The sequence below is a fragment of the Halomonas halophila genome (assembly GCF_030406665.1).
Lineage (GTDB): Bacteria > Pseudomonadota > Gammaproteobacteria > Pseudomonadales > Halomonadaceae > Halomonas > Halomonas halophila.
The window spans coordinates 1700957-1719534 of sequence record NZ_CP129121.1; the positions used below are offsets into that span (position 1 = coordinate 1700957).

Here is an 18578-nt window from a genome sequence, read left to right on the forward strand (position 1 = left end):
TGGGCGCTACTTTTGCCATCCATGGCAAAAACCCTCGCTGCGCCTTATCCCCGGTGCTCATCGGTGTGGCTCTAAGTTCTTGATGGAAACACCTGGCGCAGCGTCTCCGGGGCGACGCCGCGGCGGTCGTCGCGCTCGGTGTCGGGCTCGGTGTCGGGCTTGAGCGTCAGCAGCTCGGCGGCCACCGCCAGGGCGATCTCGCAGGGCCGCTTGCCGTGGGCACCGGGCACGCCGATCGGGCAGCGTACCGTTGCCAGTGCGGCCTCGTCGTGGCCGGCGTCGCGCAGCCGGCTCCTGAAGCTCGCCCACTTGCTGTCGGAGCCGATCATGCCGATCGAGGCGCAGTCGCCGCGCCGGAGCAGGGCGTCGACCAGGGCGCGATCCTCGGCGTGATCGTGGGTCATCACCAGGGCGTGGCAGCCGGCCGGCACCGAGGCCACCGCGGCCTCTACGTCCGCGCCCTCGGCGCCGGCTGCCGGCTGCATGAGATGCAGTCGGTCGCGGTCGCGAGCGTCGTCGGGAAAGGCGTGCTCGCGGCTGTCGAACCACCACACGCGCCAAGGCAGCGGCGCCAGCGCCTGGACCAGCGCCCGGCCGACGTGGCCAGCGCCGAACAGCGCGATGTCCATCTCGGCGCCGGCGAACGGCTCGATCAGCACGTGCACGTAGCCGCCGCAGCACTGGCCGGAGCGCCCGCCCAGCGGGAAGGCCTCCAGCCGGGTGTCGGTGCGGCCGCTGGCCAGCGCCTCGCGGGCGGCCTCGATCACCTGCTGCTCGAAGTGACCGCCGCCCAGGGTGTCATGGACGTCGTCGGCGGTGATCACCATCTTGGCGCCGGGCTCCCGCGGGGTGGAGCCGGCCACGCCCACCACGCTGGCCAGGGCGTGAGGGCGCGCCTCGCGCTGCAGGCGGGCGAGCGCCGCGTACCAGGGTTCAGGCGGGCGCATGGTCAGGCCTCTCGTCACGATCGGCATCCAGGTCGGCATCGGCGGTGGTGTGGGCCTTTCGCAGGGCCTCGGCGGCCATCAGTACCCGCTCCGGGGTGGCGGGCGTGTCCAGCGCCGGGCTGACGCGGTAGTCGGCGAGGCTCGCCAGGGCGTCGCGCAGCGCCGACCACACCGAGATGCCGAGCATGAAGGGCGGCTCGCCCACGGCCTTGGAGCGGTAGATGCTGGCCTGGGAGTTGGGATGGCCCTGCATCAGCTCGACGTTGAAGGTCTCGGGCAGGTCGCCGAAGGCCGGAATCTTGTAGGTGGCCGGGCCGTCGGAGACCAGCCGGCCGGCCTCGTTCCAGACCAGCTCCTCGCTGGTCAGCCAGCCCATGCCCTGAATGAAGCCGCCCTCGATCTGGCCGATGTCGATGGCCGGGTTCAGCGAATCGCCCACGTCGTGGAGGATGTCGGCGCGGCTGACGCGGTACTCGCCGGAGAGCGTGTCGACCTCGACCTCGGCCACGGCGGCCCCAAAGGCGTAGTAGTAGAAGGGGCGGCCGCGGCCGGTGGCGCGGTCGTAGTGGATCAGGGGCGTGGCGTAGAAGCCCTTCTCGGAGAGCGAGACGCGGCCGATATAGGCGGCCTGGACCAGCTCGCCCCAGGGGATACGCGTCTCGGCCTCGCCGAGCCCGGCCACCAGCTGGCCGTCCTCCAGGCGCATGGTCTCGCGGTCGAGCCCGCCCGCCTCCTGGTCGAAGTGGCCGGCGGCGAAGTCGAACAGCCGCTCGCGCAGCTTGCTCGCCGCGTCGCGGGCCGCCTGGCCGTTGAGGTCGGCGCCGCTGGAAGCGGCGGTGGGCGAGGTGTTGGGCACCTTGTCGGTGCGGGTGGCGCTGATGCGCACGCGTTCCAGGTCGAGACCCAGCTCCCGGGCCACCACCTGGCACACCTTGGTGTGCAGGCCCTGGCCCATCTCGGTGCCGCCGTGGTTGATCAGTACGCTGCCGTCGGTATAGACGTGCAGCAGCGCGCCGGCCTGGTTGAGGTGCTGGGCGGTGAAGGAGATGCCGAACTTCACCGGCGTCAGCGCCAGGCCGCGCTTCACGATCGGGCTTGTCGCGTTGAAGGCGGTGATCTCGCGGCGCCGGGCCCAGTAGTCGCTGCTTTGTTTGAGCTGGCCGATCAGGTCGTGCAGCAGGGTGAGCTGCTCGACGCGCTGGCCGTAGTGGGTGATATCGCGGGTCACGTCTAGCGGCGTGCCGTCCTCGCCCTTGGCGCGGTAGAGGTTGCGCTTGCGCACGGTCAGCGGGTCCTCGCCGAGATGGCGAGCGATGTCGTCCATGGCGCGCTCGATGATCATCATGCCCTGGGGGCCGCCGAAGCCGCGGAAGGCGGTGTTGGACGCCTTGTGGGTGCGGGCGCGCTGGCCGGTCACCCGGGCCTCGCCCAGCGAGTAGGCGTTGTCGGCGTGGAACATGGCGCGGTCGACGATCGCCTCGGACAGGTCCGGCGAGTAGCCGCAGTCGCCGATCACGGTGATGTCGCCGCCGGCGAGCACGCCGTGCTCGTCGAAGCCGAGCCGATAGCGGTTGTGGAAGGGGTGGCGCTTGCCGGTGGCGCGCAGGTCCTCGGCGCGGGGCAGGCGCAGCTTGGCCGGGCGGTTGGTGCGCCGGGCGATCAGCGCGGCGATGCAGGCCCAGGGCGAGGCCTGGGTCTCCTTGCCGCCGAAGCCGCCGCCCATGCGGCGCATCTCCATGGTCACCGCGTGGAAGGGCACGCCGAGTACCTCGGCGACCAGCTTCTGGCTCTCGCTGGGGTGCTGGTTGGAGGTGTAGACCATCACGCCCTCGTCCTCGGAGGGCACCACCAGGCAGGCCTGGCCCTCGAGGTAGAAGTGCTCCTGACCGCCGACGAACTGCTCGCCCTCCAGCACGTGGGGTGCCCGCTCGAGGGCCGTCTGCCAGTCGCCGCGCTCGTGCACGTGGGTGGGGCGCACGAACTCCTCGCGCTCGGCGGCGGCCACCGGGTCCAGCGACGCCGGCTGCTCGTCGATCTCGACGATCGCCTCCTTGACCGCCAGCCGGGCCTCGCGGTGGCTTTCTGCCGCCACCGCGAACAGGCTCTGGCCGAGGTAGCTGATCTCGTCGTCGGCGAAGATCGGGTCGCCCGGGAACACCGGGCCGATGTCGGTATGGCCGGGCACGTCGGCCAGGGTGATCACGTCCACCACGCCCGGCGCTTGGCGTACCTTTTCCAGGTCGAGCCGGGTCAGGCGGCCGTGGGCCACCGGCGAGAAGCCCACCGCCACGTGCAGGGCGTTGGCCGGCGTGGCGATATCGTCGATATAGGGCGCGCGGCCGGTCACATGCTTGACGGCGCTCTCGTGGGCGCTGGCATGGCCGGACGCCTCCCGGGAAGCGCTGGCCGTAGACGTCTCTGAAGCACGAGCGGCTTCGGGCGAGTTGGAAAGCCTAGTGAGCGTACGCATCGAGAGTCACCTTGGTCGCGGAATCGTTGTTGTCGTTGGCGGCTTGTTCGGCGGCGATCATCAGCCGCAGCCGCTCGAGCAGGTTGCCGGCGGCCAGGCGCCGGTACTCGGCGCTGCCGCGGACGTCGGACATCGGCGCGAGTTCCTCGCCGAGCGCGGCGCGGGCGGCGGCGAAGGCCTCGGCCTCCGGGGCGCGGCCCTCCAGGGCGGCCTCGGCAGCAGGCGCGCGGCGGGGCACGGCCGCCATGCCGCCGAAGGCCAGCCGCACGTCGTGCATCACGCCGTCCTCCAGGCGCCAGGCGAAGGCGGCCAGCACCGCGGAAATGTCGTCCTCACGTCGTTTCGACAGCTTCCAGACCTTGAGATTCTGCGCCGCGCCGGGGCGCGGCAGGAAGACGGCGCCGATGAATTCGTCCTCGGCCAGCGCTGTCTTGCGGTAGTCGAGGAAGAAGTCGGACAGCGGCAGCTCGCGGGGGCCGCGGGGGCCGTCGAGACGCAGCCGGGCGTCCAGGGCCAGCAGCACCGGCGGAGTGTCGCCGATCGGCGAGGCGTTGGCGATGTTGCCGCCGAGCGTGGCGCGGTTTCGGATCTGCGAGGAGGCGAAGCGGTGCATCAGGTGCGCGAAGGCCGGGTAGGGCGCATCCAGCAGCGGTGTCAGCCGGGCCAGGGTGACCGAGGCGCCGATCCACCAGCCGCTATCCACTTCCTCGATGGCATTCAATTCGGCGACTTGGCGCACGTCGATCAGATCGTCCAGCGCCTTGAGCTGCTGGGTGGCCTCGAGCCACAGGTCGGTGCCGCCGGCCACCAGCCTGGCGTCGGGGCGCTCGGCCTTGAGGGAGCGCAGGGCGGCGATGTCCTGGGGCGTGACGTAATGGCTGACGTCGTGGCCCTCGGCGGCGGGCTCGCCGTCGCGGGGCTGGCGCAGCCAGGCGACGTTGCCGGCAAGCCCGGCGTCCTCGGCCCAGGCGGGATTGGCCGCGGGGTAGTCGCCCATGCCGAGGGCGGCGTCACGGATCGGGCGGTAGCCGGTGCAGCGGCACAGGTTGCCGCCCAGGGCCTCTTCCAGGCGCGCCTGGGTGAGCGGGGCAGGCCGGCGACGCTGATCCTCGTAGAGGGTGAACAGCGACATCACGATGCCCGGGGTGCAGAAGCCGCACTGGCTGCCGTGGCAGTCGACCATCGCCGCCTGGGCGGGGTGCAGCCGCTCGCCGGCGGCCAGCCCCTCGACGGTGACCAGGTGGCAGCCGTCGAGCTGGTGGGCCGGGGTCAGGCAGGCGTTGGCGTTGTGATAGACCAGCTCGCCGTCGTCGCCGGGCTCGCCGATCGCCACGGTGCAGGCGCCGCAGTCGCCGGAGGCGCAGCCTTCCTTGGTGCCGGTCTGGCCGAGCCGGTCGCGCAGCAGCTCGAGGGTGCTGGTGTCCGCGCTGACGTCGCGACAGCGCTGGCGCCTGCCGTTGAGGTAGAAGTCGATCATGGGTGTCGGCTCCGATTGTGGTTGTAGTGGCCGGGAATCGTGGAATGACTTAATTCTTGACCATATGGTCAGCTTTGGCAAGTGCCGCGGCGCCTCTCTCCACTTTTTATACGCCGATCGCGCGTTGGCGGTGATGCCGAATTGCCTTGGTGCCGGGCTCTGAGGCACTCTTTGGCCCCAGATCGGTACCGACAGCGAGGGCCCATGGCCAAGGCAGACAACGGCAGTGAACAGGAAGGCGGCGCCATCCGCCGGCGCAACGAGCAGGCGATCCTGGCGGCGGCGGAGCGGGTCTTCGCCCGGCACGGCTATCGCGGGGCCAGCGTGCAGGAGATCGCCGAGCAGGCGGGGCTGCCCAAGTCCAACGTCCTCTATTACATGGGCAGCAAGCGCAGGCTCTACGTGCGCCTGCTGGAACAGGTGATGGAGCGCTGGAACGCCATGCTCGACGACATCTCGGCCGACGACGATCCGGCCGAGGTGCTGTCGGCTTTCATTCGCTCGAAGATGTGGATGTCACGCCGGCACCCCGAGGGCTCGCGGCTGTTCGCCAGCGAGATCATCGGCGGCGCGCCCTTCCTGCAGGAGTATCTGAGCGGCGAGCTGCGCGACTGGGTGCACAGCCGCGCGGCGGTGTTTCGCCAGTGGGCCGAGCGGGGCCTGATGGACCCGGTCGACCCGGTGTGGCTGATCTTCCTGATCTGGTCCTCGACCCAGCACTACGCCGACTTCGAGGCCCAGGTCACCGGCATCACCGGCCGCGAGGCGCTCTCCGACGAGGATATCGAGCGCATCACCGAGTTCCTGACCCGGGTGGTGATCAAGGGCTGCGGGGTGAAGCACCCCGCCGACCGCGCGCCGGCCGACGAGGCACCGCTTACTGAGCGGTGACCAGCAGCAGCACCGACAGCGCCGCCGACACCCACATCGCCGGGCGGATGTCCTCGAGGCGCCCGGTGGCCACCTTGATCAGCACGAAGCTCATGAAGCCGAAGGCGATGCCGAGGGTGATCGAGTAGGTCAGCGGCATCAGGATGATGGCCAGGAAAGCGGGAAAGGCCTGGTCGAAGCGCTGCCAGTCGATCTTTCCGATGGGGGCCATCATGAACAAGCCGACCAGCACCAGCGCCGGGGCGGTGGCGATGCCGGGGACCAGCGACAGCAGCGGCGAGAGGAACAGGAAAGGCAGGAACAGCAGCGCGATCACCACCGCCACCAGGCCGGTGCGGCCGCCCTGGGCGACGCCGGCGCCGGACTCGATGAAGGTCTGGGCGGCGCTGGTGCCCAGCGGTGCGGCGATCATCGAGGCGAAGGCGTCCACCGTCATCGAGCGCTTGAGGTTGCGCGGATTGCCGTCCTCGTCCTTGAGGTCCGCCGATTCCGACAGCGCCATGAAGCACGACAGGGCGTCGAAGAAGTTGGTGAACAGCATCACGAAGATGAACGGCAGGTAGGCCACCTTCAGCGCGCCGAGGATGTCGACCTGCATCACGGCGCTGAAGTCCGGCCAGGCGGCCAGGCCGTTCCAGGCCACCATCACCTCGTCGCCCCACAGCCGTCCCATGGGCGCGGCCAGCAGCGTGGTCAGGGCGATGCCCATGATCAGCGCGCCGTTGAAGCGCAGGATCACGAACACCGCGGTGGCCACCAGGCCGAGGAAGAAGGTGGCGAGATGGGCGTCCATGGTGCCGAGCGATACCAGGGTGGCGTCGCTGCCGACGATGAAGCCGGCGTTCTGCAGCCCGATGAAGGTGATGAACAGCCCGATGCCGCAGGTGATGGCATAGCGCAGCGAGGCGGGTATGGCCTCGATGATGGCGCGGCGGACGTTGAACACCGCCAGCAGGGCGAACAGCACCCCCGACCAGAACACGCAGCCCAGCGCGACTTCCCAGCTGAGGCCGGCGCCCAGCACCAGGGTGTAGGTGAACAGCGCGTTCATGCCCATGCCCGGGGCGACCAGGATGGGGTTGCGGGCGTAGAGGCCCATCGCCAGGCTGCTCATGAAGCTGATCAGCACGGTGGCGGAGAGCGCCGCGGAGAAGGGAATGCCGGCGTCCGAGAGCACGGCGGGGTTGACCACGATGATGTACATCCCGGCCAGGAAGGTGGCGATGCCGGCCAGGATCTCGGTCTTCAGCGTCGAGCCGCGGCGGGTGACGCCGAACCACCGATCGAGGAGAGGCAGGCTGGCCTGCCGCGAGGGTGCGTCCGCGTGGAGCGCCCCGTCGGCGCGGGGGGAAGTCTGTTGCATGCCGATACCCTGTTGTTGTTGTGGGTGGTGTGAGGCAGATTTTTTCTGACCTTTTGGTCAAGATCAGCGAAAACCAAGGCTAGCCGCTGGTTCGCCGGCGTGCAAGCGTCGGCCCGGCGGCACCCGGTCAACGCGTCATATGCCCGGGGCGTCGTGAACCGCGTGCCCCGCGGCGGAAGGCAAGAGCGACGACAGACGAGACGACAAGAGACGAGCATGACCAAAGGCGTGAATGACGCTTCTCCGGCCTGCCTGCCCATCGAGGCGAGGCTTGATGACATCCAGGCCGCGATGGCCGGGCATGCCCGCGCCCTGCTGGTGGCCGAGCCCGGCGCCGGCAAGACCACCCTGGTGCCGCTGGCGCTGCTCGAGGCCGACTGGTGCCGCGGGCAGCGCCTGCTGCTGCTCGAACCCCGCCGCGTGGCCGCCCGGCTGGCGGCGGGGCACATGGCCGATTCCCTGGGCGAAGCCGTGGGGCAGACGGTGGGCTACCGGATGCGCGGCGAGTCCCGCGTCGGGACCGAGACGCGTCTCGAGGTGGTCACCCAGGGCGTGCTGACGCGCATGCTCCAGGAGGACCCGCTGCTCGAGGGCGTGGCCGGGGTGATCTTCGACGAGTTCCACGAGCGCAGCCTCGAGGCCGACCTCGGGCTGGCGTTGACCCTCGACGCCCAGTCGGTGCGCGACGACCTGCGCCTGCTGGTGATGTCGGCGACCCTGGACGTGGCCTCGCTGACCGCCGTGCTCGGCGAGGCAACGCCGGTGATCGAGTGCGAGGGGCGTCAGTTCCCGGTCGCCACCCATCACCGGCCGCCGAATCGCTCGCTCAAGCCCCATGACGAGGCCGCGCGCCATCAGGCGGCGGTGGTCGCCGAGGCGCTGGCGGCCGACGAAGGCGATGCCCTGGTGATCCTGCCGGGCGTCGGCGAGATCCGCCGGCTGGCGCGGGCACTGTCCGATCGGCTGCCCGATGCCGCGATCCACGAGCTTCACGGCCGGCTGCCGCTGGACGCCCAGCGTCGCGCGCTGGCCCCCGACGCCGAAGGCCGCCGCCGGGTGGTGCTGGCGACCGCCATTGCCGAGTCGAGCGTCACCGTGCCCGGCGTGCGGCTGGTGATCGACGCCGGGCTGGAGCGGCTGCCGGTGTTCCAGCCGCGCACCGGCCTGACGCGCCTCGAGACCCGCCGGCTTAACCGGGCCAGCGCCGATCAGCGCCGCGGCCGCGCCGGCCGCCAGGGCCCCGGCGTCTGCTACCGGCTGTGGGCCGAGGAGCAGCCACTGGTGCCGGACCGCGAGCCGGAGATCCGCCAGGCCGACCTGGCCCCGCTGGCCTTCGAGCTGGCGCGCTGGGGCATCACCGAGCCGCAGTCGCTGTCCTGGATCACGCCGCCGCCGGCGGGGGCGCTTTCCGCCGGGCGCGAGCTGCTGCGCGGCCTCGGCGTGCTGGACGATGCCCATCGCCTGACGGCGCTGGGCCGCGCCTGCGCGCGCTGGCCGACCCACCCACGGCTGGCGGTGATGCTTCAGCGCGCGTCCGAGCTCGACGCGGCGGCCCTGGCCTGCGGCCTGGCGGCGCTGCTCGAGGGTCGCGGTGCCGACGACGAGCGCGACCTGGCCGCGGCACTGGAGAAACGCTTCGCCAGCCCCGGCGAGGATCGCGCCTGGCAGCGCGATGCCAAACGCCTGGCGAGCCTGATGGGCTGCCGGCTGTCGTCGCCGCGGTTCGAGGCGCTCGGCGAGCTGCTGGCGCTGGCCTGGCCCGAGCGCATCGCCCAGCGGCTCTCGCCGGGGCGCTTCCGGCTGGCCGGCGGCGGGCAGGGCACGCTGCCCGAGTCGCACCCGCTGGCCCACGCCGAGCTGCTGGTGGCGGTGGCCCTGGACGGCGAGGGCGGCGGCGGGCGGATCTTCCGCGCCGCGGCTCTGGACGAGGCGCGGCTGACGGCGCTGCATCCCGAGGCCGGCCAGTGGCGCGATCATCTCGAATGGTCCGACGAGCGCGGGCGGCTGGTCGGCGAACGCCGCCGTGGGCTCGGTGCCGTGGTGCTCGAGCGCCGGCCGCTGACGTCGCTGCCGCCGGAGGCCGCCCAGCAGGCGCTGCTCGAGGCGGTACGCCGGCGCGGGTTGCCGTTCGACGAGGCCACCGAGCAGCTGCGCGCCCGGGTCGCGCTGCTGCGCCGCACCCTGGGCGACGACTGGCCGGACTGGTCCGACGAGGCGCTGCTCGACGACCTGGACGCCTGGCTCGGCCCCTACCTGGCCGGGCTGTCGCGCCTCGACGAGGTCGAGGCGCTGCCGTTCGCGCGCATCCTCAGAGACGGCCTGGCCGGCGGCCAGTCGGCACGGATCGACGCCCTGGCGCCGACACACCTGACGGTGCCCAGCGGCTCGCGGGTGGCGCTGGACTATCGCGGCGAGACGCCGGTGCTGGCGGTGAAGCTGCAGGAGGTGTTCGGCTGGGAGGCCGCGCCGCGTCTGGTCGACGGCCGGGTCGCGCCGCTGCTGCATCTGCTGTCGCCGGCGCGGCGCCCGCTGCAGGTCACCGCAGACCTGACGAGCTTCTGGGCCAACGGCTACGCCGAGGTGCGCAAGGACATGCGCGGTCGCTATCCCAAGCATCCCTGGCCGGAGGATCCGTGGTCGGCCCAAGCCAGCGCACGGACCAAGCGGCGAAGCTGAGTCGTCCCCGGGGTCAGGCTCGACGGCGCCACAGCGCCTTTTCCCCCTCGACGATCAGCAGTACGGCCAGCGCAGTGGCCAGGATCACGACCCAGTGCATCGGCGCCAGGCCTGCGGCGCCGAACAGGCGTTGCAGGACGGGCACGTAGGTCCAGGCCAGCTGGATGACGGCAATCAGGCCGATGGCCACCCATACCGGACGACTGCCGAACAGGCCCCGCCATGAGAGCACCCCCTGGATCAGGTAGCGGCTGTTGACCAGGTAGGCGGCGGAGCCCGCGACCAACATGTTGACCGCACCGGATCTGGCCTGCTCGAGCGCGCCGCCTTGCATGTCGTGGATCCAGGTGAAAATGCCATAGGTGGCCAGCAGCAGCAGCGTCGAGACGAAGATCACCCGCCACAGCAGGAAGAGGTCCAGCAGGGCGGCGTCCGGTTTCCTTGGTGGGCGTCGCATCAGGTCGTGTTCGCCGGGTTCGAAGGCCAGGGCGAGGCCCAGGGTCACCGCCACGGCCATGTTGACCCACAGCGCCTGGAGCGGGCTCACCGGCAGCAGCGCCCCGCACAGCACCGCGACCATGATGGCCAGGCCCTGGGCGCCGTTGGTGGGCAGCAGGAAGGTGATGGTCTTGCGGATGTTGTCGTAGACCTTACGGCCCTCGCGGATGGCGGCGACGATGGTGGCGAAGTTGTCGTCGGCCAGGACCATCTCCGCGGCCTCCCGAGCCGCCGCCGTGCCCTGTCGCCCCATGGCTACGCCCACGTCGGCGCGCTTGAGGGCCGGGCCGTCGTTGACGCCATCGCCGGTCATCGCGCAGACCTCACCGCATGACTGCAGGGCCTCGACCAGCCGTAGCTTGTGCTCGGGGGTGGCTCTTGCGAAGACGTCTACCGTCATGACGCTGTCGATCAGCGCCGCCTCGGACATGCTCTCGATCTCGTGGCCGCTGATCACCCGGCCCGTGTTGGCGAAGCCCAGCCGCTCGGCGATAGCGCGCGCGGTGACGCCGTGGTCGCCGGTGATCATGACCGGACGAATGCCCGCGGCCCGGCACTCGGCCACCGCGGCGATGGCTTCCTCCCGGGGCGGGTCGAGCATGCCCACCAGACCCAGCAGTACCAGTTCCGACTCGGCGTGCTCGTCGGTCAGCTTCAGGCTTGAGGACAGCGGTTTCTCGGCCAGGGCCAGCACGCGCAGGCCCCTGTCGGACAGGGCATGGAGGCGTTGCTCCCAGAGAGAAAGATCCAGTGAGTCCTCGCCCCGGTCGGTGCGCACCCGGTGACACATCGCCAGCAGCCTGTCCGGCGCGCCCTTGACCAGCAGGCGGGGACTCCCTTCCATGTCGTGGAGGGTGGCCATGTACTGACGTCCGGCGTCGAAGGGGATGGCGTCGTGTCGGACATGATGACGGCGCGCCTGCACCACCGGCAGGCCGGCCTTGGCGGCGGCCACCACCAGCGCCCCCTCGGTAGGGTCGCCATGGATGCGCCATGTCTCGTCTTCGTGGACCAGCTCGGCGTCGTTGCACAGTACGCCGACGTTCAGGAAGTGACGCAGGGCATGCTGGTCATCGAGGTCGAGCGGGGCCGGGCTGGTCTCGCCGTCGTCTACGCGGTGGAATGCGCCCTCGGGGGCGAAGCCGATGCCGTCGAGGTGAAACTCGCCTTCGGGCAGCCAGATCGCCTGGGCGGTCATCTCGTTGCGGGTCAGGGTGCCGGTCTTGTCCGAGCAGATCGTCGATACTGACCCCAGGGTCTCCACCGCGGGAAGACGGCGGATGATGGCTCGCGAGCGGGCCATGGCCTGAACTCCCAGCGCCAGGCCGATGGTGACGATGGCCGGCAGCCCCTCCGGGATGGCCGCGACCGCGAGGCCTACCGCGGCCATGAACATCGTCGGCCAGGGACTCCCGTGCAGCAGCACGCCGACCAGCGCCGTGGCGATCGCGCATGCCAGGATCAGCGTTGCCAGTACCCGTCCGGCGCGGTCGAGCTGGCGCAGCAGCGGCGTGCGCAGTGGCTCGACCCTGCTCAGCAGCGCGGAGATGCGGCCGAGTTCGGTGTCGGCTCCGATCGCCACCACCAGCCCCCGGGCGCTGCCCTGCGCCACCAGGGTGCCGGCATAGGCCATGCTGCTGCGATCGCCGAGCTCGGCGTTTTCCGCCACCGCTGCGGTGCCCTTGTCCACGGGTAACGACTCGCCGGTCAGTGTGGCCTCCTGGTGACGCAGCCGACGTGCCTCCAGCAGGCGCAGGTCGGCAGGCACTCGATCGCCGCTCTCCAGCAGGACGATGTCTCCCGGCACCAGTGCCTCGGCAGGCACTTCCTGGCGGCGGCCGCCGCGCAGTACCTGGGCGCTTGGGGCAAGCAGGTCGCGAATGCGGGCCAGCGCCTGCTCGGCACGGCCTTCCTGGACGTAGCCGACCAGTGCGATGATGGCGACCACGGAGAGGATGGCAATGGCATCCACGATGGCGCCAAGGGCCAGGCTGCCGAGGGCCGCGACGATCAGAATGACGATCAGCAGGTTCGCGAACTGTGACGCCAGCCTGCGCCAGGCGGAGCGAGGGCGTGCCTGGGGCAGGCGGTTGGGACCGAAGCGTCGCTGGCGCTCGGCGACGGCCTCGTCGGTCAGGCCGCGCGGATGGCTCTGTTGGCGATCGAGGGCCTCTTCGGCACTCAGGGCGTGCCAGGATGTGGTCGGGGAGTGATAGGCGACGTCCATGCCTTGGCCTCCGTGGCGAGGGCGTGTGATGAGAATGCTGCAGCGCAGCGGAGGCGGCAAGTGGCGGACACGATTCGCTATCATGTCCGGTTCACCCCTTGACCTGGATCAATGCCATGAAAGACGCCGAACCCTGCCCCTGCGGCACTGGCCTGCCGCTTACGGCCTGCTGTGGCCGCTACCATGACGGAGAGCCGGCGCCGACGCCCGAGGCGCTGATGCGCTCGCGCTACAGCGCCTTCGCCCTGGGCCTGAACGACTATCTGCTGGAGAGCTGGGCGCCCGAGACGCGTCCGACGGCCTTGCCGGACGACGATCCGACCCAGTGGGTGCACCTCGAGATCCTCGATCACGGCGAGGACGGCGATACCGGCAGGGTGCACTTTCGCGCCACCTTCCGTGAGGGGCGCCGCTGGGGCGCTCTGGAGGAGCGGTCGCGCTTTCGGCGCGAGGCGGGCCGCTGGGTCTACGTGGACGGCGAGCCCTCGGTGACCCGGCTCAAGCCGGGGCGCAACGATCCCTGCCCGTGTGGGAGCGGGAAGAAGGGCAAGGCCTGCTGCGTTCGAGGCTAATCCCCCTGTTGGCCGGATGGCCGGCATGAAATACAACAGCCCCGCCGGTATATGCCGGCGGGGCTGTTGTGTCTTTCAGCTTCAAGCTTTCGGCTTGCCGCTCCCGGGCACCGCCCGGGTTCAGAGCATCATGGCGGCGAGCCAGCCGAAGCCGATCAGCGGGATGTTGTAGTGCAGGAAGGTCGGCACCACGCTGTCCCAGATGTGGTCGTGCTGGCCGTCGGCGTTGAGGCCGGCGGTCGGGCCGAGGGTGGAGTCCGAGGCCGGTGAGCCGGCGTCGCCCAGGGCGGCGGCGGTGCCGACCAGGGCGATGGTGGCCATCGGCGAGAAGCCGAAGCCGATCGCCAGCGGCACGTAGATCGAGGCGATGATCGGGATGGTCGAGAACGACGAGCCGATGCCCATGGTGATGAACAGGCCCACCAGCAGCATGACCAGGGCGGCCAAGCCCTTGTGGTCGCCGATCAGGGCGGTGGAGCTTTCCACCAGGCTCTCGACCTGGCCGCTGGCCTGCATGACGCTGGCGAAGCCGGCGGCCGCGATCATGATGAAGCCGACCAGCGCCATCATGCGCATGCCTTCGGTGAAGATGTCGTCCTGCTCGTGCCAGTGGAACACGCCGCTGACGGAGAGTACGGCGAAGCCGAACAGGCCGCCGAGCACCATGGAACCGCTGACCAGCTGTACCACCACGGTGCCGACCAGCGACAGGCCGAGCACGGCGATCTGCCAGGGCTTGAGGTGGCCGGCGGCCTCGGCGGGTGTCTCGTCGCCGTGGGCCAGGTCGCGGTCTTCGTAGCTGCGCTTGCCGCGATAGCTGAACAGGATCGCCACGACCAGGCCGATCGCCATGCCGCCGATCGGCACGATCATCGCCGTGGGCACCATGGCGGCGGTCACGTCGAGGCCGTTGTTGTTGAGGTTGGTCAGCAGGATGTCGTGGAGAAAGATCGAGCCGAAGCCTACCGGCAGCAGCATGTACGGTGCGGTGATACCGAAGGTGATCACGCAGGCCACGGCGCGACGGTCGAGCTTCAGGTGGTTCATCAGCTTGAGCAGTGGCGGCACCAGCACCGGGATGAAGGCGATGTGCACCGGGATCAGGTTCTGCGAGCTGACCGAGAAGGCCAGCAGCACGCCGAGCAGCACATAGACGATGGTGCGGCGGTGGGGGATTCCCTGGTCCAGCCGGAGACCGGCGATGGCCTTCTGGGACAGGAGCTGGGTGATGCCCGAGCGTGACAGGGCCACCGCGAAGGCGCCGAGCACGGCGTAGGAGATGGCCACGGTGGCCCCGTTGCCCAGGCCGTCGTTGAAGGCGTCCATGATCTCGCCGATCGGCATGCCGGCATAGAGGCCGCCGACCAGGGTGGCGGCGATCAGCGCGAAGACCACGGACACCCGCATCAGGCTCAGGGTGACCATGACCAGGATGGCAAGCACGATGGCGTTCATGAGGGTTCCTTGCGGGAGTGTCGGAGGAATGGGCGGAAAATCAAGCCGCCCATTGTAGTCATCTCGGCTGGCGATGCCAGGCATGCCGCGCCGATCGGGCCATCGAGGGCCCGAGAGTGGCGGGGCGAGGGGACGGTTACGATTGCATGGCATCTTTTAGCTTGCTAAAAGAGTTGCTATCATCTCGGCCTTTTGCCCCATCCGGTCGTCCTGGCCGGTGGCATCGACGGGAGCGAGTCCATGACTCCAGATCAGAGTTTCGCGCGCTGGGTCCGGGTCGCGCTGGCGGCCTTCGGCGTGCTGTTCGTCTACTTCATCATCGCCGACACCTTCATGCCGATGACCCCCCAGGCCCGGGTGCTACGCCCCGTGGTGCGGGTCGCGCCGGAGGTGTCGGCCCGCGTCGAGGCGGTGGCCGTGACCAACAATCAACGGGTCGAACGCGGCGACGTGCTGTTCTCGCTCGATCGCGCGCCCTTCGAACTGGCGCTGCACCAGGCCCGGCTTGCCCGAGAGGCGGCGGTCCGCGACAACGCGCTGCTCGAGGCCGATCTCGCCGAGGCGCATGCCGATCTCGATGCGGCCCGGGCCTCCGCCGAGGAGCTGGCCGGGGAGCGCCGTCGAGCCGAGACGATGCTCAGTCGCCACAGCATCTCCCGGCAGCGGGTCGACAGTATCGTGGCCGAGGAGCGCCAGGCGCGTTCCTCGGTGGCGGCGGCCCAGGCCCGCATCCGTCAGCTGGAGGTGCAGCTCGGCGAACGCGGCGACGGCAACCTGCAGCTGCGCCAGGCGGATAACGCCATCGACCAGGCCGAGCTCGACCTGTCGCACACTCTGGTGCGCGCCGAGCGCGACGGCGTGGTGACCAACCTTCAGCTGCGCGAGGGCGATTACGTCACCCGCGGGCAGTCGGCGCTGGCGGTGGTGGGCGAGGGGCTCGACCTGGTCGCCGACCTGCGCGAGAAGAGCCTTCGACACGTGCGCGAAGGGGAATCGGCCCGGGTGGTCTTCGACGCCCTCCCGGGACGGGTGTTCGAGGCGCGTGTGGCCTCGCGGGATGCCGGCGTGCAGGATGGTCAGCTGGCCGCGGACGGCACGCTGGCGGACATTCCGGCGACCGACCGCTGGGTACGCGACGCCCAGCGCGTTCGCCTCCACCTCGAGGTGGAGGATCCGCCCGAGCCGCTGCCCGTCAGCGGCGCGCGGGCCACCGTGCAGCTGTTGCCCGAGGCGAATCCACTGGCGACCCTGTTCGGCGGCCTGCAGATCCGGCTGATGTCCTGGCTGCACTATGTCTATTGATCGGCCAGATCGGCCTGGGCAGGGCGACGACCCTACGGCATCGGAAACGTGGCGCGAGCTGGTGCATCGGGTGAGACGGCTGCTGCTGCGCTCCGCAGGACTGGTGCTGCCGCATCGCGGCCATGGCCCCGAGGAGCAGGAAGCCGGGGAGTCTCGCTTCTCGTCCAACGACATGCGGCAGTGCCTGCGCGTGGCTTTCGCGGGCATGATCGGCTTCGCCATCAGCCACTTCATGCACTGGGACTATGGGGTCTTCTTCACCGTCTATCCCATGTTCCTGGTCGGCATGATACCGGTCTTCAATGCGCACGTGGTGCGCCAGTTCCTGGGCAACGCCTGCCTCAACGTGGTCGAGGTGTCGCTGGTGGTCGGGTTGACCCAGCACATGCCGGTGGTAATGACGGGACTGGCGTTCCTGCTGTTCTATTCGCGTTTCCGGCTGATGGCGAAGGGGCCGCTGTTCCTGTTTGGCGCCAACGGCGTGCTGACGCTCAGCGTGCTGTTGCACTTCGCCAGCTATCCCGAGGTCGATCTCTTCGATCTGCTGACCCATAACGTGGTGGCCAGCGTGCTGGCCGTGTGCCTGGCGGCGTTGATGCACCTGCTGTTTCCCGATCGAGAGGCGCGCCGGCCGCCGCCGACGGTCGACAAGCCGGCTTCCCTGGTGCGACACCAGACGCTGATCGGCGCCATCATCGCCACGCTGTCCTTCGCGGTCTTTCAGATCCTGGACCTGAGGGACTCGCTGTCGGCGCAGATGGCCACCATCCTGATCCTCTTCGCGCTGGGTTACCCCAACGCCAGGGTGTCGGCGGTCAAGCGCGGGGTCGGGGCGCTGCTGGGCTGCAACATGGCGATCCTGATGCAGCTGCTGCTGTTCACCCAGGCCGACCATCTGCTGCTGGTGATGCTCAGCTACTGGGTCGGATTGATGCTCTTCGCGCGCATCCATCTGCTCGAGGGCGGAGGATCGGGCGTCGGCTTCGGTGCCCTGACCACCCTGGGCATCCTCTATGGCCAGTACCTGGGCCCGAATCAGGATTTCGTCTATGCCGCCCTGTACCGGTTCAGTTCCATGAGCGTGGCGATGGTCGTCACCCTGGTGGCGATGGCGGTGCTGCATCGGCTGCTCAACGCTTCGCCGATGACACGAGACACGGCGCTCTGAGGGCATACGGCCTGGAGGCGCGAGGGGCGATGGGGCTATCATCGGCGCGGTTTCATTTGTTCACGCTTTCGCCAGAGGCACGCCATGACCGATGCTCGACGTTACAGCCCTGCCGCGGCCCGCAACCGCCAGCCGATTCTCGAGGTGCTGGCCGAGGCACTGCCCGGCCCGGCCCGGGTGCTCGAGCTGGCCTCCGGGAGCGGCGAGCATGCCTGCCACTTCGCCGCGGCCCGGCCTGACTGGGACTGGCAGCCCAGCGACCCGACCCCGGAGGCTCGGGCTTCCATCGCGGCCTGGCGTGAGGTGGTCGAGCTGCCCAACCTGCGGTCGCCGCTGGCGCTGGATGCTACCGGTGACTGGCCAGCGGGCCGCTTCGAGGCGATCGTCGCCATCAACCTGATCCATATCTCGCCCTGGGCGGTGACCGAGGCCCTGATGGCGCGGGCCGGAGAGCGTCTCGAGGAAGGCGGTACGTTGCTGCTTTACGGCCCCTACCTGCGCGTGGATCAACCGACCGCGGCCAGCAACCTGGCATTCGACGCCGATCTGCGGTCGCGGGACCCGCGCTGGGGGATCCGCGATCTGGCGGACGTGAGCGCGGAGGCAGAGCGATACGGCCTCTGGCTCGAGCGCCTGGTCGAGATGCCGGCCAACAACCTCTGCCTGGTATGGAGAAAGGGGCTGGCGTAGGAGGCGTGAGTCAGGGCGTCGTGGCAGGCGGGTGACGCCCCGGCCGTGCCAACGGCGTTATTCGGGTACTTCGCCCGGCTGGCGATACTGCACGCCTTCGGCGCGCCTTTGCTGGTCGGTCTTGGTCTCGTCTTCGGCGGGCACGCCCCACACCGTCTCGCGGTGGCCATCGGGCCAGGTGTAGGTGGTGCAGCCGCCGAGGGTGGCCAGCAGGGCGAGGCAGAGCAGGGCGGTCGGGACGCGTCGTGGCATGTCGGGCTCCTTCTGAGGAGCGCCCAGCCTATCAGACATGCTCGGGATCGTGGGTCCACACCGAGACGCCGCGTTCTTCACCGGGCACACGGACCGAGAATTCTCCCGGGCCGAGACGCTCCACCTCGTGACCGTCACGGGTCTTGAAGTTCGGCAGGCCACGGCTGATGGCGCCTCCATGCTGTAAGTCCTCCAGGTCGGGCAGGTCGTGGTACTCGTCGATGACGTACTCGTTGCCGTGCTCGTCGAAGCCGATGTGGGTCTGTTCGTAGTGGCGCACGTTGGATCCTCGCATGGCTGGACTTCCTGCAGTATTGCAAGCGGCTAGCCGAAAGGCGAATGGTGCCTTGCAGGCGCCGTGGGTAATCTTGTGCGTCGAGTCATGCGTTTGAAACAGGAGTCTGACATGCCCACTTCCCTGACCCCCGAAGTGCTCGATCACTGGACCGCCGTGGCGGCCGCCAAGAACGAGGCCGAGAAGGCCATTGCCCATTACATGGGTTGAGGCGATCTCGGCCGAGGTCAGACAGGCCAGGCCGACACTCGCCATCGAGCATGTGAACCGGGAGCCCCATGGGGCTCCCGGTTTT

14 protein-coding genes are annotated in these 18578 nt (G+C 69.8%); 6 read left to right on the forward strand and 8 right to left on the reverse strand.

Going from position 1 to position 18578, the window contains the following annotated elements:
* Positions 1-71 precede the first annotated feature (71 nt).
* Genes xdhC through xdhA form a run of 3 tightly spaced genes read right to left on the reverse strand, consistent with a single transcriptional unit; the run spans position 72 to position 4894 of the window.
* Entirely contained in the window at positions 72-947 is an 876-nt protein-coding gene (gene xdhC, locus QWG60_RS07810) for a xanthine dehydrogenase accessory protein XdhC (protein WP_146907539.1), read from the reverse strand.
* A complete protein-coding gene (gene xdhB / locus QWG60_RS07815) occupies positions 934-3417 on the reverse strand; it encodes a xanthine dehydrogenase molybdopterin binding subunit (RefSeq protein ID WP_146907537.1) in 2484 nt (827 codons plus the stop codon). The genes xdhC and xdhB overlap by 14 nt, the downstream gene beginning before the upstream one ends.
* Positions 3401-4894 carry a xanthine dehydrogenase small subunit gene (gene xdhA / locus QWG60_RS07820; protein WP_146907535.1) on the reverse strand — a complete coding sequence of 498 codons (1494 nt, stop codon included), beginning with the start codon at positions 4892-4894 and terminating at the stop codon, positions 3401-3403. The genes xdhB and xdhA overlap by 17 nt, the downstream gene beginning before the upstream one ends.
* Positions 4895-5098: 204 nt before the next feature.
* Between xdhA and QWG60_RS07825 the strand changes: the two genes are divergently transcribed.
* The gene (locus QWG60_RS07825; protein ID WP_146907533.1) at positions 5099-5785 is read left to right on the forward strand and encodes a TetR/AcrR family transcriptional regulator; all 687 of its coding nucleotides are present in this window, start codon (positions 5099-5101) and stop codon (positions 5783-5785) included.
* Here QWG60_RS07825 and QWG60_RS07830 read toward each other — a convergent pair.
* Positions 5772-7148 carry an NCS2 family permease gene (locus QWG60_RS07830; RefSeq protein ID WP_107181981.1) on the reverse strand — a complete coding sequence of 459 codons (1377 nt, stop codon included), beginning with the start codon at positions 7146-7148 and terminating at the stop codon, positions 5772-5774. The genes QWG60_RS07825 and QWG60_RS07830 overlap by 14 nt on opposite strands.
* Positions 7149-7364: 216 nt before the next feature.
* Here QWG60_RS07830 and hrpB point away from each other — a divergent pair, with 216 nt between their 5' ends.
* Positions 7365-9824, forward strand: a complete 2460-nt coding sequence (gene hrpB / locus QWG60_RS07835; protein ID WP_146907531.1) for an ATP-dependent helicase HrpB — start codon at positions 7365-7367, stop codon at positions 9822-9824.
* 13 nt (positions 9825-9837) lie between these two features.
* On the opposite strand, the gene QWG60_RS07840 is transcribed toward hrpB, so the two are convergent.
* Positions 9838-12549 carry a cation-translocating P-type ATPase gene (locus QWG60_RS07840; RefSeq protein ID WP_146907529.1) on the reverse strand — a complete coding sequence of 904 codons (2712 nt, stop codon included), beginning with the start codon at positions 12547-12549 and terminating at the stop codon, positions 9838-9840.
* Positions 12550-12665: 116 nt separating this feature from the next.
* Between QWG60_RS07840 and QWG60_RS07845 the strand changes: the two genes are divergently transcribed.
* Positions 12666-13121 carry a YchJ family protein gene (locus tag QWG60_RS07845; protein WP_046078760.1) on the forward strand — a complete coding sequence of 152 codons (456 nt, stop codon included), beginning with the start codon at positions 12666-12668 and terminating at the stop codon, positions 13119-13121.
* 120 nt (positions 13122-13241) lie between these two features.
* Here QWG60_RS07845 and QWG60_RS07850 read toward each other — a convergent pair whose 3' ends face one another.
* On the reverse strand, positions 13242-14576 hold the full coding sequence (locus QWG60_RS07850; protein WP_146907526.1) for a Na+/H+ antiporter family protein: 1335 nt from the start codon (positions 14574-14576) through the stop codon (positions 13242-13244).
* A 240-nt stretch (positions 14577-14816) separates the two neighbouring features.
* Here QWG60_RS07850 and QWG60_RS07855 point away from each other — a divergent pair, with 240 nt between their 5' ends.
* The 3 genes from QWG60_RS07855 to QWG60_RS07865 all read left to right on the forward strand — a co-directional run bounded on the left by QWG60_RS07855 (position 14817) and on the right by QWG60_RS07865 (position 17736).
* Complete coding sequence (locus tag QWG60_RS07855) at positions 14817-15878, forward strand: HlyD family secretion protein (RefSeq protein ID WP_107181977.1); 1062 nt, start codon at positions 14817-14819, stop codon at positions 15876-15878.
* Positions 15879-15939: 61 nt separating this feature from the next.
* Positions 15940-17046, forward strand: a complete 1107-nt coding sequence (locus QWG60_RS07860; RefSeq protein WP_052719317.1) for a DUF2955 domain-containing protein — start codon at positions 15940-15942, stop codon at positions 17044-17046.
* Between the two features lie 84 nt (positions 17047-17130).
* Positions 17131-17736, forward strand: coding sequence for a DUF938 domain-containing protein (locus QWG60_RS07865; RefSeq protein ID WP_046078757.1), 606 nt, complete (start codon positions 17131-17133; stop codon positions 17734-17736).
* A 57-nt stretch (positions 17737-17793) separates the two neighbouring features.
* On the opposite strand, the gene QWG60_RS07870 is transcribed toward QWG60_RS07865, so the two are convergent.
* Both QWG60_RS07870 and QWG60_RS07875 read right to left on the reverse strand, forming a co-directional pair.
* Positions 17794-17988, reverse strand: a complete 195-nt coding sequence (locus tag QWG60_RS07870) for a hypothetical protein (RefSeq protein WP_107181976.1) — start codon at positions 17986-17988, stop codon at positions 17794-17796.
* Positions 17989-18019: 31 nt separating this feature from the next.
* A complete protein-coding gene (locus QWG60_RS07875; RefSeq protein WP_046078755.1) occupies positions 18020-18283 on the reverse strand; it encodes a hypothetical protein in 264 nt (87 codons plus the stop codon).
* Positions 18284-18578 lie beyond the last annotated feature (295 nt).

Coding starts and splice junctions, on each gene's coding strand:
- xdhC (WP_146907539.1), bottom strand. CDS start 947: ATGCGCCCGCCTGAACCCTGGTACGCGGCGCTCGCCCGCCTGCAGCGC.
- QWG60_RS07855 (WP_107181977.1), top strand. CDS start 14,817: ATGACTCCAGATCAGAGTTTCGCGCGCTGGGTCCGGGTCGCGCTGGCG.
- QWG60_RS07845 (WP_046078760.1), top strand. CDS start 12,666: ATGAAAGACGCCGAACCCTGCCCCTGCGGCACTGGCCTGCCGCTTACG.
- QWG60_RS07870 (WP_107181976.1), bottom strand. CDS start 17,988: ATGCCACGACGCGTCCCGACCGCCCTGCTCTGCCTCGCCCTGCTGGCC.
- xdhB (WP_146907537.1), bottom strand. CDS start 3,417: ATGCGTACGCTCACTAGGCTTTCCAACTCGCCCGAAGCCGCTCGTGCT.
- QWG60_RS07850 (WP_146907526.1), bottom strand. CDS start 14,576: ATGAACGCCATCGTGCTTGCCATCCTGGTCATGGTCACCCTGAGCCTG.
- QWG60_RS07830 (WP_107181981.1), bottom strand. CDS start 7,148: ATGCAACAGACTTCCCCCCGCGCCGACGGGGCGCTCCACGCGGACGCA.
- QWG60_RS07825 (WP_146907533.1), top strand. CDS start 5,099: ATGGCCAAGGCAGACAACGGCAGTGAACAGGAAGGCGGCGCCATCCGC.
- xdhA (WP_146907535.1), bottom strand. CDS start 4,894: ATGATCGACTTCTACCTCAACGGCAGGCGCCAGCGCTGTCGCGACGTC.
- QWG60_RS07875 (WP_046078755.1), bottom strand. CDS start 18,283: ATGCGAGGATCCAACGTGCGCCACTACGAACAGACCCACATCGGCTTC.
- hrpB (WP_146907531.1), top strand. CDS start 7,365: ATGACCAAAGGCGTGAATGACGCTTCTCCGGCCTGCCTGCCCATCGAG.
- QWG60_RS07865 (WP_046078757.1), top strand. CDS start 17,131: ATGACCGATGCTCGACGTTACAGCCCTGCCGCGGCCCGCAACCGCCAG.
- QWG60_RS07840 (WP_146907529.1), bottom strand. CDS start 12,549: ATGGACGTCGCCTATCACTCCCCGACCACATCCTGGCACGCCCTGAGT.